This is a genomic window from Synechococcus sp. 65AY6A5 (assembly GCF_002760415.1).
Lineage (GTDB): Bacteria > Cyanobacteriota > Cyanobacteriia > Thermostichales > Thermostichaceae > Thermostichus.
The window spans coordinates 1,489,694-1,505,372 of the sequence record NZ_AXUW01000001.1 but is presented as its reverse complement, the minus strand read 5'-3'; the positions used below and the strand labels follow the sequence as shown (position 1 = coordinate 1,505,372).

The 15,679-nt window shown below is 61.5% G+C and carries 16 protein-coding genes; 5 read left to right on the top strand and 11 right to left on the bottom strand.

The window, feature by feature from the left end:
* Positions 1–125 precede the first annotated feature (125 nt).
* The 4 genes from SYN65AY6A5_RS07175 to SYN65AY6A5_RS07160 all read left to right on the top strand — a co-directional run bounded on the left by SYN65AY6A5_RS07175 (position 126) and on the right by SYN65AY6A5_RS07160 (position 3,809).
* On the top strand, positions 126–368 hold the full coding sequence (locus SYN65AY6A5_RS07175; RefSeq protein WP_011429756.1) for a Ycf34 family protein: 243 nt from the start codon (positions 126–128) through the stop codon (positions 366–368).
* 128 nt (positions 369–496) lie between these two features.
* Positions 497–1,510: an oxygen-dependent coproporphyrinogen oxidase gene (gene hemF, locus SYN65AY6A5_RS07170; protein WP_099813229.1), complete on the top strand. Its 1,014-nt coding sequence runs from the start codon at positions 497–499 to the stop codon at positions 1,508–1,510.
* A gap of 31 nt (positions 1,511–1,541) precedes the next feature.
* Entirely contained in the window at positions 1,542–2,237 is a 696-nt protein-coding gene (locus tag SYN65AY6A5_RS07165) for an alpha/beta fold hydrolase (protein ID WP_099884159.1), read from the top strand.
* Between the two features lie 93 nt (positions 2,238–2,330).
* Positions 2,331–3,809, top strand: a complete 1,479-nt coding sequence (locus tag SYN65AY6A5_RS07160) for a hypothetical protein (protein WP_099884157.1) — start codon at positions 2,331–2,333, stop codon at positions 3,807–3,809.
* On the opposite strand, the gene SYN65AY6A5_RS07155 is transcribed toward SYN65AY6A5_RS07160, so the two are convergent.
* Genes SYN65AY6A5_RS07155 through cas10 form a run of 11 tightly spaced genes read right to left on the bottom strand, consistent with a single transcriptional unit; the run spans position 3,806 to position 13,710 of the window.
* Entirely contained in the window at positions 3,806–4,702 is an 897-nt protein-coding gene (locus SYN65AY6A5_RS07155) for a putative CRISPR-associated protein (RefSeq protein WP_099812327.1), read from the bottom strand. The genes SYN65AY6A5_RS07160 and SYN65AY6A5_RS07155 overlap by 4 nt on opposite strands.
* Positions 4,703–4,755: 53 nt before the next feature.
* Positions 4,756–5,472 (bottom strand): hypothetical protein, encoded by a 717-nt coding sequence (locus tag SYN65AY6A5_RS07150; RefSeq protein ID WP_099812326.1) that lies wholly within the window; start codon positions 5,470–5,472, stop codon positions 4,756–4,758.
* 10 nt (positions 5,473–5,482) lie between these two features.
* Complete coding sequence (locus tag SYN65AY6A5_RS07145) at positions 5,483–6,535, bottom strand: RAMP superfamily CRISPR-associated protein (RefSeq protein WP_099884155.1); 1,053 nt, start codon at positions 6,533–6,535, stop codon at positions 5,483–5,485.
* Positions 6,532–7,008 carry a hypothetical protein gene (locus tag SYN65AY6A5_RS07140; protein WP_099884153.1) on the bottom strand — a complete coding sequence of 159 codons (477 nt, stop codon included), beginning with the start codon at positions 7,006–7,008 and terminating at the stop codon, positions 6,532–6,534. Before SYN65AY6A5_RS07140 ends, SYN65AY6A5_RS07145 begins: the two co-directional genes overlap by 4 nt.
* The gene (locus tag SYN65AY6A5_RS07135; RefSeq protein WP_099884151.1) at positions 7,005–7,985 is read right to left on the bottom strand and encodes an RAMP superfamily CRISPR-associated protein; all 981 of its coding nucleotides are present in this window, start codon (positions 7,983–7,985) and stop codon (positions 7,005–7,007) included. Before SYN65AY6A5_RS07135 ends, SYN65AY6A5_RS07140 begins: the two co-directional genes overlap by 4 nt.
* A gap of 54 nt (positions 7,986–8,039) precedes the next feature.
* A complete protein-coding gene (gene csx7, locus SYN65AY6A5_RS07130; RefSeq protein WP_011429765.1) occupies positions 8,040–8,882 on the bottom strand; it encodes a CRISPR-associated RAMP protein Csx7 in 843 nt (280 codons plus the stop codon).
* A 7-nt stretch (positions 8,883–8,889) separates the two neighbouring features.
* Positions 8,890–9,027 carry a hypothetical protein gene (locus SYN65AY6A5_RS14010; protein ID WP_011429766.1) on the bottom strand — a complete coding sequence of 46 codons (138 nt, stop codon included), beginning with the start codon at positions 9,025–9,027 and terminating at the stop codon, positions 8,890–8,892.
* Between the two features lie 3 nt (positions 9,028–9,030).
* Positions 9,031–9,477, bottom strand: a complete 447-nt coding sequence (locus SYN65AY6A5_RS07125) for a hypothetical protein (RefSeq protein ID WP_011429767.1) — start codon at positions 9,475–9,477, stop codon at positions 9,031–9,033.
* Positions 9,474–10,697, bottom strand: a complete 1,224-nt coding sequence (csx10, locus tag SYN65AY6A5_RS07120) for a CRISPR-associated RAMP protein Csx10 (protein WP_099884149.1) — start codon at positions 10,695–10,697, stop codon at positions 9,474–9,476. The genes SYN65AY6A5_RS07125 and csx10 overlap by 4 nt, the downstream gene beginning before the upstream one ends.
* Positions 10,697–11,410, bottom strand: coding sequence for an RAMP superfamily CRISPR-associated protein (locus tag SYN65AY6A5_RS07115; protein ID WP_099812319.1), 714 nt, complete (start codon positions 11,408–11,410; stop codon positions 10,697–10,699). The genes csx10 and SYN65AY6A5_RS07115 overlap by 1 nt, the downstream gene beginning before the upstream one ends.
* Positions 11,410–13,710 carry a type III-B CRISPR-associated protein Cas10/Cmr2 gene (gene cas10, locus SYN65AY6A5_RS07110; RefSeq protein ID WP_240531007.1) on the bottom strand — a complete coding sequence of 767 codons (2,301 nt, stop codon included), beginning with the start codon at positions 13,708–13,710 and terminating at the stop codon, positions 11,410–11,412. The genes SYN65AY6A5_RS07115 and cas10 overlap by 1 nt, the downstream gene beginning before the upstream one ends.
* A gap of 424 nt (positions 13,711–14,134) precedes the next feature.
* Between cas10 and cas6 the strand changes: the two genes are divergently transcribed.
* Positions 14,135–15,286, top strand: coding sequence for a CRISPR-associated endoribonuclease Cas6 (gene cas6, locus SYN65AY6A5_RS07105; protein WP_099884147.1), 1,152 nt, complete (start codon positions 14,135–14,137; stop codon positions 15,284–15,286).
* Positions 15,287–15,679 lie beyond the last annotated feature (393 nt).

The following is a 15,679-nucleotide window of genomic DNA, read 5'->3' as shown; positions in this document are numbered from 1 at the left end:
ACGAGAGAAGGGGAGATGCCTCTCTTTCCTAAGAAATGCCTCAGGAGTCGGTTGAGCAAGCCGGATCCCCCGCCTCTGAGAATGCTATCGTCGAGGTCACAGACTCTTTCGGGTAGGCAGCAGCCATGTGCATTTGTATTCACTGCTACTATGTGGATCGTTGCACCACCTATCACGCTGTGGAAGCGCAGCACCAGCAGCCCCACCTCACCCTGACGCCAGATTTTGAGCCGCAAGGACCCCAGATCAACGTCAACATCCGCAACGGCGGCACCGAGATGGAGTGGGATGTGGTGGCCTGCCAGAGCTTTCGCGAGGAGCGGAACAAGTGGGCTCGGCTTCGCCCCCAGGAGGTCGTTCCCACTTAAAACTTAAAATCCTAGGAGTGGCCTAGATCGCCGAAAAAGGGTTCTCCGCGCCTGCGGGGCTTGAGCCTTGGGTCTGCCCTTAGCAGGGGGAGGTTGTTCTGTCCGTTTCAAGAGATGGAAAGACGATGATGCTGACCGCAAGCCCGACAGCGCCGCCAACAGATGCCCGTCAACGAGTAAGCCAGTTTATGCGGCACCTCCAGGACGAGATCTGCGCTCGCCTAGAAGCACTGGACGGCAAAGCCAAGTTTCGGGAAGACAGTTGGGAGCGTCCCGGAGGAGGGGGTGGACGCTCGCGGGTTATCCAGCAGGGAGGGGTGTTCGAGCAAGGAGGGGTCAATTTTTCCGAGGTGTTTGGATCCCAGCTGCCCCCTTCGATTTGCAAACAGCGCCCAGAGGCAGCAGGGCATCCTTTCTACGCCACCGGCACCTCGATGGTGTTGCACCCCCGCAACCCCTACGTGCCGACGGTTCACCTCAACTACCGCTATTTTGAGGCGGGGCCGGTTTGGTGGTTTGGCGGCGGCATGGATCTCACCCCCTACTACCTGTTTGAGGAGGATGCGGCCCATTTTCACCGCACTGCCAAGGCGGCCTGCGACCGGCTGGATCCGGCCTACTACCCGGCTTTCAAGATCTGGTGCGACCGCTACTTCTTCTTGCCCCATCGGGGCGAGGCCCGCGGCGTGGGCGGCATTTTCTTTGACTATCAAGACGACCGGCCTGGGCTGCTCTACCGTCCTGAGGGCGAGGCAGAAGCGGATCCCGAGCAGCTCGCCGCTGAGCCGCCGCCCCTCCAGGTGCGGGTGGGATCCCGCAGTTGGGAACACCTCTTTGAGCTGGTGCAAGCCTGTGCCGAGGCGTTCTTGCCCGCCTATGTGCCGATTGTAGAGCGGCGGCAGGGGATGGAATGGGGGGAGCGGGAACGCCAGTTCCAGCTCTACCGGCGCGGCCGCTATGTGGAGTTCAACCTAGTCTACGACCGGGGCACGGTCTTTGGTCTCCAGACCCAAGGCCGTACCGAGTCGATCCTGATGTCGCTGCCGCCCTTGGTGCGCTGGGAATACGGCTACGAGCCACCGCCCGATAGCTGGGAAGCTAAGCTCTACGAAGTGCTGCGCCAGCCTCGGGATTGGGTCTAGGCGGCATTGGTCTCGATTTCTGAGGATTGCAGTGTCTTCCCCGCTGCCCCTTGCCTACCGCTTTCAACCCCCCCGCCACGCCGGGCCCGGCAAGGCGCCGGTGTTGGTGATGCTGCACGGGATCGGCAGTCATGAGGGGGATCTCCTCCAGTTGGCCCCTTACTTGGATCCCCGCTTGGCGGTGATTAGCCTAAGGGCGCCGCTTCCCTGGGGGGCAGGTGGCTTTGCCTGGTTTGAAATGGCCTGGACGCCGGAAGGGCTGGTGGGGGATCCCGAGCAAGCCCGCCGCAGCCGGGAGCTTTTAAGCTGCTTTCTGGATCAGGCTTTGTCCCAGGGAATGGCCGACATTTCCTTGGATCCGGCCCAGGTCTATTTGCTGGGGTTTAGCCAAGGGGCAATCATGAGCTTATATCTGGCTCTAACCCAGCCTGAGAAGCTAGCCGGCGTGGTGGCAATAAGCGGTCGTCTTTCGCCAGAGATCCTGGCCGAGGCGGTAGAGCCAGCCCGGATGCAGCATCTGAAGATCCTGGTGGTTCACGGCACTGCCGATACCGTTTTACCGGTGGCCTTTGGCCGCCAGATCCGCGACTACTTTGCCTTGCTGCCCCTGAGCTTTACTTATCGCGAGTACGCAATGGGCCACGAGGTTTCCCCAGAAAGTTTGCGGGATATCCAAGGGTGGTTGCAAAGTCAGTTGGACCAAAACTGCGACCCTCCTCGGAGTTGAACCCTAGGCAAGGTCTGGGAGCTGTTGCCTCCTGGCGCCCGAAGGCAAATACAATAGCGGCAAAGTTCTTGCCCCCTCTCCCTAAGGGTCTCAGTGAACGGCGGCCAGCCTCCCTACGACATTCTCATCCTCTCCAACGGCCCCGGCGAGCTGCTCACCTGGGTGCGGCCAGTTGTCCTCGAGTTGCGCCAGCAACTGCCCCAGGCCCGTCTTTCCCTGGTCCTCTCTCCTTGTCCGCACGCTTCTGGGCAAGAGATGAAGATAGCGGAGGAATTTATCCAGGTCGATCGGGTTCAGGATCCCGATTTTTTTCTAGCTTTTTTGCTCACTGGCCAAACCGAAGAAGCTTGGGACTGGGCCAAACGGGGGGTGGTGCTGTTTCTGGGGGGGGATCAGTTTTTTGCTGTCTGGATTGCCCGTCGTCTCGACTACCGCGTGGTGGTGTATGCCGAGCATCGGCCCCGCTGGCGACCCTGGGTAGACGTTTTTGCGGTGCGGACGGAGGAGATCAAACGTCGCTACGACGGGGGACGCATCCTGGGCCACCGCTGGGCTGCCAAGATGCACGTGGTCGGGGATCTGATGGCCGATGGCGTGGCCAGTGCTGTCTACTTGCCGGGGATACCTCTTCCCGGCTGGCTCAGCAGCCGCTCCCTTCCCCCGCCGACTCCTAGCGCTGCTCCCAAATCGACGGCAGGCTTTTCCACCCTCCTCCAGCCCCTCCCCGATCCCATCGAGGAGCTGGGATCGCTGCGAACGGCACCGGAAAAGGTGGAACCCACCTCTGCCGACGAAGCCTTGCTGCCGCGCGGCTGGCAACGTCTTGGCGATAGCATCCGCACCCACTACCAGGTGGGGCTGCTCCCCGGCTCCAAGCCGGCCAAGCTCTCCTTGGGGGTGCCGCTGGTGCTGGCGGTGGCCGATGAATTGCGCCAGCTGTTGCCCAACGTCCGCTTTGTGATCCCGGTGGCTCCTGGACAGACCCCACAATCCCTGGCGGCCTATGCCCATCCCCGGCTTAACCCCGATATGGCCATCATCTACGGCACCTCCGCCACCCTGGAGCAAACCAATCTTGGATCCCACTTCGTCACCCCCTTTGGCACCACGGTACAGCTGTGGACCCGTTTCCCTGCCTATTCGGTGCTGGCCAACTGCGACCTCTGCCTAACCACAGTTGGGGCCAACACCGCCGAGCTGGCCTACTTAGGGGTGCCGATGGTGGTGGCGATCCCCACCAACAAGCTAGAAGCTATGCGCGCCTGGGACGGGATCCCTGGCCTGTTGGCCCGCTTGCCTGGCCTGGGCACCTGGCTAGCCCGCCTCATCAACAGAATTGCCCTGCAGTGGTTGGGCCACCTGGCTTGGCCAAACATCTGGGCCGGACACGAGGTGGTGCCGGAGCTGCGAAGCCATTTGCGCCCAGCCCAGGTGGCCGAACAGATGCGAGCCCTGTTGGTTAATCCCGAGCGGCGTCAGCAGATGCAGAGGGAATTGCAACGTCTAGGGGGCAGTCCGGGTGCGGCCCAGGCCATCGTACAACTCGTGGCCCAGCAGTTGAGCAAAAGCTAAAGGAGACGGCCAAGGCGCTCCCGCAACTCGGCGGCAGCCTGCTCCAGGTGGTCGGGGGTATAGCCGGTGGTCTCCACCCGAACCGCAAGATGGGTGTCCTGGCTCTCGTGGAGATGAACCCACAAAATGTGGCGACCATCTTCGGTTCTGCGGTTGGCGGCTTTGACGCCGTTTTTGGGGGCAGCGTAGGCGTTTGAGTCGTAGCGAACCAGATCTACCCAGGGAAGGTCGCGCAGGAGCTTTTCCACCTTGACCCAACTGCGAGGACGGTGATGGCTGCTGTCGCTCCGCAATTGGATGACCTGGGAGCGATCTCGACCGGAATCGGGGAGAGCCGCCCGCGGGATCCGCGGCTGGACTTGCGGCTGTAAGTAAGGTAAATACACCAGAGATTTATATTGCTCGTGGATGTAGCAGACCGGGATCCCCAATTGACTGCCCACCACGGCCATGATCATGGCCTGGGCTTTGAAGCCCCCGGTGGCGGCGAAGGTGACGATCCCTTTAGCGCTTTCCGCCAACTGGCGCAACAGCTCGGCCATCCGCTCCAGGGAGGATCCCTCTAGCTCGTAGTTAACGCCGGGGAGGGGCACCAGCGAAACCTGTTGTTGGCCCAGCGCTTCTTCAAAAAAGAGCTGCAAAATCTGGGCACACTCCAGTCCTTCAGAGGTTTCGGAGTAAAGCAAAATCAAGGCATCCTGGGGAGTGGGATCCAGCCGGTAGTAGGTATTGGTTTCGGCGCTGATTAGTTCCAAATCTGTCTTTTTCATCCAGGCCAAGGCCCGTTCCGGATCCCCGATGGTTTTTTGGCCGACCCAAGGGCGTTGTGGTTGCAGGTTTTTGTCCGGGTTGGTGAGCAAAGAGGTGCCCACCGTCATGATGATGGTCTGCATGAGTTATCCCCTAACTTTCTCGCAGTTTTTAAGGGCTCCATCCCCTCTCGCAATCAGAGCAGCCTTACTCTGCGAACTCTGCCATCTTCCCTTAAGTCGAGTACCTCTACCTCCACTTCTTGCCCCACCGTCAGGGATCCGGCCCGTTTCGGCTCTTTTTGGGTGAGCTTGATATTCGTATTCACGATTTGGAAGGTAACTTCGTTGCCCTTGATATTCGTGATGCTGGCCTTGAGGTGTTGCCCAATTTTGAAGCGGGCCTTGGTAGAAGCTGCTGCATTTTCAACTTGGGGCTGAGCCTGCTTTTGTTCAGGTTGCTCTTTGGGCCGCAGTGCCTCTGGCTGGGGCTTGGCCTCGCCGCCGCGGGAATGGGTCGGACGACCGCCATTGGGATCGGGAGGGGACGGGATCTCGCCGATCGGCACTCCCCCATCTTTGTAGTAGCGGGCCAGGCGGGCGGCCCAGCCCAGGATCTGCAGCATCTCAGCCGGCCTATCCTGCAGAGATTGCAAGTACTTTTTACAGGTTTGGTCGATGAGCCGGTAGTAGCGTGGGGTTTCGTTGCTGCGGTGGAGGCCAGTTTCTCGCACCAGCTCGCCGGTGAATCGGAAAAAGCGGGATCCCGCGTCGGGGTGGTGGGCGACCGAGCGCAGATAGGCGATGCACTTGCTCAACTCGTCGACATCCACCCTTTCTTTGGCCAAGGTCATGGCGATGCCGTGGGCGAGATCCCAAGATTGGGGGCTGAGATCGACAGAGTCTGACAGCATAGGGGAACCCTCAATACACGCCGGGGGGCGGCTCGCGCAGAGCAGTGGGACTTAGGATGGCGGCCAATCGCTTGAGCTGTTCGGGCAAGATGTAGCCCTGGGCAGCTTGGATCTGCTTTTGCACAAAGGCTTTGAGGGCTTCTCCTTCTAGGGTATCGGCTTGTGGGGGATCGTAGCGGCTGTAGCGATCTTTTAGGTTGCCGGGCCGCTCGATCTTGTCGAGGGTGACCTGCAGGGATCCCAGTCCTACAGGCTTGCCGCCCCCCACCTTCAGCAGCATGGGATGGTTGGGATCCTGCCCCAAAACCGTGAGCAAGGTGCCCAGCTCGGCAGGGGTGAGGTTTTTGAAGTGGATTTGGGTTTTGAAAACCGTGTTTTGCATCGCTTGCTGGGTGGGTGTTCCCCTTGAACTGCCCTGCAAAGCTTTTTTGTGGGTGTAGTAGAACTTGCGTCCAATGACTTTGCCGTTTTCCTTTTTAAAGTAAGCTTTGCACTGATCCGGGCGAGGACGGTACAGCGGGGGCAGGGATCCGACACCCGATCCGGTGCCGGTGGTAATGGCATCCCTGAACTCCACCAGTCCCTGCCAGTTGAGGGCGCCAAAAACGCGGCTGGCAGGACATAGCCGCTCCTTCTGGCGGCAGGGCTGCCGCTCTGGTGGGATCCGATCTTTGTAGCGGCTGGTGATCACTGCAAGGGTGCTGTTGGTGATCGCCTCGTACATGGCCCGGATGGCCCCCTTGAGGGAGCTGCCCTGGATCTTGAGCCGCCCGTCGGGGGTGGTGGTCATGGTTTTGAGCACCCGGATCCCGTTGACGCCGACGTCGCTGCCCAAGGCCAGGTGGCCGGTGGAAATGTGGAGGGCGGTCTGCACCGTCAGGGTGAGAAAGAGGGTGCCGTGCAACTTGTCGGGATGGAACTTGGCGTGGCCGGCGGGATGCTCCAGCTTGGGAGGCTGTTGGGGAAAGGGGATCAGCTCGTAGGGTTTGCGAGCGACGGCTAGCTCACCTCTGCCCCGAGCTGGGTTGCCGGCGGGCAAGGGTCGGGGGCCTTGGGGAGTCATCTTGACCTCGGGATGAGAGCAACAAAGTGAACGCGGGCGGTGCGTCCATCGCGAAAGTAGCGCTGGCCCAGCTTGAGATGCCTCGGATAGCTAAGACCTTGGGGAAAGCGGGTTTCCAGGCTTTGGGATCCGTACAGGTCGGCCTCGCGATCCTCCCACTGCCACTCCCCGGCCAGCGGCACAAAGAAGTCGGGAGGAGGTTGGATCCCCAGATACAGCAGATCCCAGCCGCGGGGGGTGCTTTTCCAGCGCAACTCCCGTTGTTGGCAGAAAACCTGCCCCTCTTGACAGACCAGATCTGGTGGGATCCCCGCCTGAATGCCGCTGACGCGGTGGGGCCAGCGCAAAAAGGTGTAGGTTTCCTCGGCAGCGGCAAAACAGGCCGAGAGAACTTGGAACAACAAGGACGCCGTCCCGCTGTCGCCGGCGGCCAGATCCGGAACCTTGTGGGAGGCTACGTAGGCTGGTTTCATACCGCTTTGGTCTCCGTTTGCAAGAGCTGGGCCCAACTTTTAACGGCGGCGGCCAGCAGGTGCTCCACCTTGGCCTCAGACCTTTGCTCCCAGGTCAGCCGCGCCCCAAAGCCCAAGGGCATCGGCTCCGCCCCCACCGGCACTAACTGGCGATCGGGTTTGGCAAAGCCGTATTTGCCCGCCTCTTCTGGACTGAGAAACTCGCTCGCCCCCAGCAGGGATCCCCTTGGCCAGGCAAGCTGGGATCCCAGCAGCCGTAGCTCCTGGCTCCCCTCCTCCACCAGGCAGCCCGGGTAGTCCACCGTCGCCCACTCGTACTCCACCCGAACGCGGCTCATGCCGCGGGATTTGGCAAAGCCAATACCAAACCATCCTTCGTGCAGATCCCGCAGCACCAGCCCCAGCAGGCCCAGTTGGGCCAGGGTAAAGTTTTTCAGGTGGATCTTGGTTTGAAAGGATCCCTCTACGCACACTTGATAGCTGAACGGCCCCAGCCCCACCGCCACTGAGCCGAAGACGCGGTCGATGGCCACCCCATTACGTTCCTCCAGGCGCAGAGGTGTCCCCGGCTTGGGATAGGCATCTTCGATGCGGACCCGGCTGGCGATGGCTGTGTTGCCGAACATCTGATCCGTAAAGGAAGAAAGGGCGTAAACCCGGTGGGACTCTGCAATTTTTTCCAGCCACTGGTTGGCCTTTTGGTCGAGGGGATCGCTGGCCCAGAGTTGCAACTTGTTCCCCTCAGGCCGTCTGTCGCCGCCCACCGTTCGGACGATGCGCTCCGCGTGGGCGCGAATGGCCCCTTTGAGGGAGCTGCCGGGAAAATAGACTGTCCGCCCGCCGCCGCGATAGGTTTCCACAAACTCCATGTCGGGCTTTGTCGGATCTGCCCCTTGTTTGCCAGCTTTGATGAGCACAGGGCCATCTGGCTTGAGGGTGAGGCAGAGGGTGCAGTGGTTAACGTAGCGCTTGTGCATGGCCTGGGATCCTTCACTGAAGAGGAACAAGAGGGTTTTCGCCCAACCCTTGCGCTAGCTGCGGGGGCCGACGGGAGCGACAGCGGTTAGTTTGGCAACCAGGGCTTCCACCCAGTCTTGGCGCAAGGCGGCAGCCTCTTCCGGGCTAAGGGGTTGCCGGGATCCGGCCACCAGCTCTTGCAGATAGGTCAGCAGCCGCCGCGGATCCCCTTCTGAGTCAAACCAATAGACCGCCCCGATCTCCAGGCGGACGACCCCCAAGCCGCGGGAGCGCCCCCCTCCCAAGGGGATCTGCTCCGTTTCCAATTGGTGCAAGCCGATGGCCAGCAGGCCCAGCTCCCATGCTTCGGCATTTTCGACAACGGCGTGGAACTGAAAGGGGGTGTTGGCCGGCACCACTTGAAAGTCGTAGAGCTTGCCCTCTGCCGCCGTCTCCGTATCCCGATCGATGGCCACACCATCCCGCTCTTGGTATTGGCCAAACCAGGCTTCCCGCACCACGGGCAAATCGCGAATCTGCACCTTGCCCGCCAGCCAAGGGGATCCAAACACCTGCGAGACCCAGTCGGTGGCCTCGATCAGCTTTTGCGTCAGGGTTGCGTCGTCGTCTTTGTAGGTGTTCTTAATTTGGTTGACCACCCGGACTTGCTCGCTGCCGGTCAACTCGCTGGGATCCCTGGCCAGCGCCGGATCGATGCCGCGCAAAAAACTCTCCAGGCGGGAGCGCAGCGCCCCCTTGAGGCTGGAACCAGGGATGAGCGGGCGGCCCAGCGCGTCCTTGAGAACCGGCAAATCGGAGCCGATGGGCTCGGTGGAGCGGCCCACCCCGATGTGCAGGGCGGTCACGGTGGTGAGCGTGCCGGTGATCTCCAAGCGGTTTTTGAAAACGTCGAACATCGTTCCCTCAAATCAGGTTAAGGTTGAAGTTAACGCTCCACAGATATCCTCCATCCACTACGGCTTCAGCAAACAGGATGGGGATGATTTTCAACTGGCTGAGCCGGAAGGTCGAGACGACACCCTCAAGGGCACAACTGGTCATGCTTTAAGATCCTCCCCCTTCTCGCTTGTACTTGAGATAGCGCGCCCCATAGCCCAGGTAACGCCGGATCAAGTCAATTTTGATCTCGTTGACTTTGGGGGATCTTTCTTCAACGCCGGCCTTTTGGGCAATGGCGAGGGCCTTTTGATGGATCCAGTTGTCGATGTCTTGGATGATGGCTTCTGCCAAGGAGTTCTTGCCCCGACCCCACTTTTCATCTCGCCCCATCTGGTAGCGCAAGAAGTTCTTGATTACCTCTGAGCTTTCGGTGGAAGCTGCCACATGCAACAAGTTGCGGTACTGGGCCTCTTCCAATTTGCTCAGACCTTTAAAGTTATCCAAGGCGGTTTGGATTCTGGCAACCAGCTCATCTTCGGCCAGCCGAATGTGCCGCTGGATCTCAAGTTCCTGTTTTTGCTCCAGTTTGCTCTCGCTGGTGGCGAAGGTCATAGCGGGTTCTCCCAGAAATGATGATGGAACAGACTACAGACCTCAATTTGGCCAAATCCCTCCGCGGTTCGCTCGCCGATGCCCCAGTATTCCATCTCCGCCAAAATCGGGATCCAGCGCTCCATTTGCGTGGTGCTCAGCAGGAAGACGCTGCCCTGGGTTGTAACCAGCTCTACATCTTTAAAAAGCCCCCAGGCGGCGTTCCAGCCGGAAACATAGGCGTAGCTGCTACAGGCCAGCTCCAAGACCAGGGATCCGTCCTCGCAGTTGGCCTCCTCCTGGAGCATCGGCGGCGTGAGCACCGTGGTGCGTTGCCAGCGCTCCTTGAGGATGGCCCCCGACTGCAGCCCGATGGAGAAGTACTGCCGCTCCGGCGGCAAGGGCTGCCAGGGATTCCCAAACACCTGCCATTGTTGCCAGCGCTGCCGCAGCTTTTGGTTAAAGGCTGCCACCCGCTCAGCCAGGGAGGGCTTCGGGGCCCTCAGGTGTCGAGCGGCAAGGCTGACCCGGCCCAGCCCCCGCGACACCCCCCCTCCCAAGGACAAGCGGCGGGCGTGGGTGTTGAGGTAGCCGGCGAGGGCTGCCGCCAGCTCGCGATCCTGCAGATAGATGTGGCCGCTGAAGAGGGAAGGCTGCAAGCTCCCATCTCGCCCGGCCCGGCCCTCGTTGATCACCTCCAGGCTGTAGAGGATCTGGTCGGCGGCGGTGGCGCGGCGGCGGTTGATCCCCACCCGCGTGAGCAGGCGCTTGGACACGGCCACCCTTCGGTAGCGGGATCCCTCCTCCTGGCTGTAAAAGCCGCCGAAGGGCTCCACCCTGCCCCCGGAGCCATCCGGCTCTGTCGGATCAAAGGGGATCCCCAGCCGCTGCGAGCAGAAGCGATCCAGCAGTGTGTCGAACACCCCCGTTTTGCCCGCCTCTGAGCGGAAGCCGGGGTTGTTTTTGGAGCTAAAGGCCGTGGCCGGCAAAACCCGGCTGCCGGATCCCGGATAAGCATGGGTAAACACCGCCGCACGGGCCTCCGTGAACAGGGCGGCCAGATCTCCTGTCAGGGCCTCGCCGGGGCGGTGCCGGCTTTGGCGGAGCAGGAGGTCGGCCAAGGCCCCCCGGATCACGCTGCCGGGAATGAAGTCCTGGGCCTCGCTGATGGAGCCGCCCGGCTTTTGCCGACCGATGGCCAGGGGAGACTCGGCAGTGAGCGTGAGTTCAATGGCCTCCATCAGCTCCCTCCTCCGGCCAAAAAGGCCCAATCTGCGTCATTCGGCTGCAGGGCAGCTAGAGACTGGGGATCCCAGTGCAACCAACCCAAGCCTGCAGATTTGCTGCCTCCCAGCGCCCCAATGTGGTGCAGGGCCACCCGCAGCAGGGCCTTGCCCCAGGGAGGGCAGTCGGGCAAAAGCTGCAGGGATCCGGAGAAGATCAGCTCGGCTGCCGGCGAGGTCTCGATGAGGTAGAGCCGCTGATCCTCGGCGGTGCGGCGGCGGCGGTTGAGGGTGACTCCTGGGCGGAGGGTCGCTTCCAGCGCTGCCGGCGGCACCTCACAGACGAGATCCGCCACCCACAGGCGGGAAGGCAGGGCCGGATTGCCGAAGATCTGGCAGACCAGGCAATGGGATCCGGCGTAGCCCTCGACCTGGTATTCGGGGCGGTCGAAGTGGCCGTCGATCCCCTCCCGCTTGGGACACATGCGCTCCGGGTCGGGGGAGCGGCAAATGGCCCAGCCGAGGCCGCGGGCCAGCTTTTCGCACTCGTGGCGCAGCCTTCCCTTCAACTGGGAGCCGGGGATGAGCAGCCTGCCGTAGGCATCCTTGAGCAGGGGCTTGTCCGCCAGGGAGCCGCTGGAGCCGCCGGATCCCACCGCCAGAGCCGAGGCGAGGGTGGCCTTCAAAGGGATAGAGGTGCTCGTTTGGGGCAGCTCTGCCAGCCGAACCATCACTTCACCTCCACAGGAACGGGCCGGCCCTCGGCCTGGGGCTGTTTTTGGACAAAAGCGTACAGATCCACCAGATCCCGCCAGATGGTCTCGTAGGTGGGTTCCCCCTCCGCCGCCACGTACATCCAGGGGGGAAGGTGGCCGTCGTTGGTTTTGGCCTTGCACCAGGTGCGTTCAAAGGCCTCGATCAGCGGCTGCCCTTTTTGGCCCAGCCGGGTGCGGAAGTAGAGGTAGTTGAGGGTGGCGGTGCGCTTGCCTTTTTCCAAAAAGCTGCGGATTTGGTAGAGCTGGGAGCGGGGAAAATCCGCCGCCTGCAAAGCTTGCACCGTTCTCAGCAGCCCACGGATCTCCGGGACGGTGTAGGGGCCGGCGTAGAGCTTGAGGAGGTGGCCGTTCTGGCGATTCTCCAGGGCCTGCTGGCGAAAATCCTGGATGCTGGAGGCGATCAAAGTCACCGATTTCAAAGAGAGAAAGTCGATGGTGGCCACCGAAAAGTCTTGATCGCGGGGCTTCAGCTTTTTGGCGCGGCTTTTGGCAGATTTCAACAGTTGTTCGGTCAGCCTTTCGGCATAGTAGATGGGGGTGTCTTCCGAGGCAAACAGCACGCCTGCCGAGGTGGAGAGCCGACAGAGCTGGTCTGGGCTGTCGGCCGGGTAGCGGTGCGGCACCTGGCCGAGGGAGCGGGCGGCGTAGGTGGCCGATTTGGCCAGCAGGATCTGCTCGAACTGCTCACAAAAGGTGGCGGCAATGTCCAGGGCCTTGTGGGCTGGCACCACCATCAGCACATCGTCCCCGCCGATGGTCAGGATCTCGAAGGGGTGGATCCACTCGCCGTTGCGGTCTCTGCCGCTTTCCGGATCCGGCGGCAGGCCCCGCAGCCGGTGCGCCTGCAGGTGCTGGGCAAGGGCGCGGTAAACGGCTTGTTCCGTGGCCTCGGAAACGTCGCGGCTAAATTGCCGGTAGGCCTCTGGGGTTTGGATCTGCTGCACGTAGCCGCCCATGTTGTTGCCGTCGGCGTAGAGGTAGGCCACAAAGCCCTGGCTGGCGTTGGCCACTTCCCGCAGCGATTGCGCCTCGCCGATCCCCTGGCCGGATCCCGCGCAGGGCTGCAAATAGCGCTCCTGGTAGGGCTCGCCGGCGGGAGAGTCGAGGAAGCGGGCAAATCGCGTTACCCAGCTTTCCACAAAGCCGGGATCCCAGGCGGGGAATTTGCGGAACCACCCCTGCTGGCCTGTCTCCAGGCGCTTGGCCTGGCGGCCCACCAGCGCTTTGCGGGCTGTGGCCTCCGATAGCCAGGGCTGACCTGGCAGGTCGGCTTTGGCCAGGGCCGGGCGGCGGTCGGTGCTGTCGCGGCGCAGGTAGGGGTGGGTTTCAAAACAGGCGGGATGGGCGCGGCTGGGACGACCGGGATCCGGATTGCCGTTGCGGCGGTGCTGGAAGCGGGCAGCCAGGTGGCCCACCAGCTCGTTGAAACTTTTGCGGGCCTGGAAGCTGGCTTCGCTGCAATCTCCAAAGTAGGCCCTCACCAGAGGGTGGGCCTGGTGTTGGGCCAGCCAGTCCAGCCAGGGGGTGCGCTCGATGGGATCCCGCAGCAGGCCGTAGCGCAGCTCCAGCAGCCGAAAGGCGGATCCCACGGCACAGGCGTTGGCGGTGAGGGTTTCTTCGGTGTAGCGGCGCTCGATGGCCTCGCAGAGGTCGTCTACATAGGCCGCCGGACAGAAGGCCAAGAGGTTGCCGCCGGTGGAGTAGATGAGGAGCTCCGGAATGAGAGCCTGCGCCAAAGCCGGGTAGTGCTGCTGCAGCCAGGGCCGAACCCGCCGGTTCACGTAGGCCTCCAGCTCTGCTTGAGACTCCTTCCCCAAGGCTTTCCACCCCAAGTAGGTTTGCTCGGGATCCCCAAAAAAGGCGGGCAGATCCACCAGGTTAATGCGATCCAACAGGGCCGAGGCGCCGCGAATTTCCGGCAGTTTGGCGGACTCGAAGACGTAGCCCTTGATCTTGGTAGCCCCCCCGTAAACCAAGCCGATGCGGCTGGTCTGCCGCCACAGCTCCGGATAGCGCGATTGCAACTCTGCCAAGGTTTTGGGAAAGGTTGTGGCCGCCACGCTCTCCTGAAATTGGCGCACCTGCGCCCAGAGGGGCTGCAGCGCCTCCGGGATCCCGGCTGCGTCGTCGGTGCGGATGGCTGCGCACATCTGCTGCAGAATCGGCAAGGGAAATTGGGGATCCCGCCCTTCTCCCCAGGCCAGGCACCAGGCCAAGGCGATGGGCACGGGGGAGGCAGAGGAGGTAGCGGTCATGGGCAACACCTGGCAAAAAAGAAGATATAGAACGCAGCTGCTGTGCTGGCGGGCAAATCCGGCCCTGACTTTTGACTGGAGCGATCCTTGAACTTCACAAATCCTTCATCAAAACCAAAGGCGCTTCAAAAAGACGGCGTCGGCAATAGCAGCCACGCGGGCAGAGAATCGCAGCCGACAGAGAGAGGCCATGGCAGTGACTGATGGTTGCATTTTGCAGTTCCAGACTGGGAGACAGTATAGGCCGATTTGGATTCATTGCCAACAGATTCAAGACTTTTTTCGGTTGGCCCAGCCAGCGATTTAAAGGTAAAGCAAATTGGAAGGGATCCCTTCTCAAATCCTCTCAAAGGAAAAGTGGCTCTAGGTTGATTTTGGATAGGGGCTGCTATTGACTGGGGATGAGCAGAAATGGGATGGGCCTATGCTGACCAAGTTGAGTTTTTCAGAGCCACCCGTCGCCGGAGCAGAAAACAGCAAGTGGCCGGCGGGATCCGAGCTGGTGGGGATCGCCCTGGAAGTGCAGGCCCCTCAGCCCTACCTGTTGGATCCCCACTATGCTAAGGGGCTGCACGCCTGGTTTTTGGGCGAGGTGCAGCAGATGGATCCGCAGCTATCTGCCTATTTGCACGACGGAGAATCGGAAAAACCCTTTACCCTCTCCCGGCTGATGGGGCCCTTCCGCGAGCAGGGGGGGCGACTGCTGATCCCGCCCCAGATCCCCTTCCGCTGGTCGATCACCGCCCTCAACCCCCAAGTGGTGGAGTGGCTGCGGGAATGGTGCCGACGGCTGCCCCCCTGGCTGGAGTTGCGCGGATCCCCGCTGCAGATTCTGGGATGGAAGGTCTCAGCCCCCCCGCGCACCTATCGTCAACTGTTGGAGCAGCCCCTTGTCCGTCGCTCCTGGAGCCTTTCCTTCGTCTCGCCCACCAGCTTTCGCCACCGGGGCCACCATCTGCCGCTGCCGGTGCCTCGCAACCTGTTCCACAGCTATCTGCGCCGTTGGAACGATTTTTCCGGCCTGCCCATCGAGGTAGAACCTTTTCTGGATTGGGTGGATGGGGAAGTGATCATCCAGCGGCACCGTCTGGAATCGGTGAAAACCACTGCAGGTCGCCAGGGATCCGTGACGGGATTCATCGGCTGTGTGCAGTTGGCTGTCTCCTCCCGTGCGCCTGAGCTGTTGCAGCAGCAGCTCCAGGCCCTGATCCACCTTGCCCCCTACTGCGGCACCGGCCACAAAACCCCCTTTGGGCTGGGGCAAACCCGCCTCGGTTGGCTGGCCGAAGAGCTGCCCGCCACCCCCGTCCTTTGCCGGGAAGAGCAACTGGCCCGGCGCATCGAGGAGCTGAGCGCCCTCTTTCTCAGCCAGCGGCAACGACAAGGGGGATCCCGCGCCGAAAAAACTGCCCAACTGTGGGCGACGATCCTGGCCCGCCGCGAAGGTGGAGAGAGCTTACAACAGATCGCCGCTGATTTGGAGATGCCCTACGAGACGGTGAAGACCTATGCCAAGCTGGCCCGCCGCTCTCTCCAGTCTGGATCCCAGGACTACTCGTCGAGCAGTCTTCCCTAGATGACTTGAGGTACTTTGTTGAGCCTGATACATTCACGCTGAACTCTCCTGAACATGGTTCAGGAAAGAAGCGATCGCATCCTGCCTATCTCTGAGCAGGAAGGCGGTATCCCGCAAAGCCCTGAGGAATACCCCCCGAGCGCTTTCCCCCTTCACTTCCCGGCAACCGTTGCGGTGGACTCAAGGATCAGGGGGAAACTTGGTCTACTATATCCCTCTCAATGACTTTTGCCAAACCGCCTAAAGCTCAGTAAATTCAGCAAAGTTCAGGGTTTTGGGGGTTAGAGGCATGCTCTTGCAGGGAGAAGGTAGAGATCAACCTCACTTCTCTTTGCTCATTACTCGCTTCTCTCTAGTTTCCGTCCCCTTGCGGGGAAAAGGTAGGGATCAACG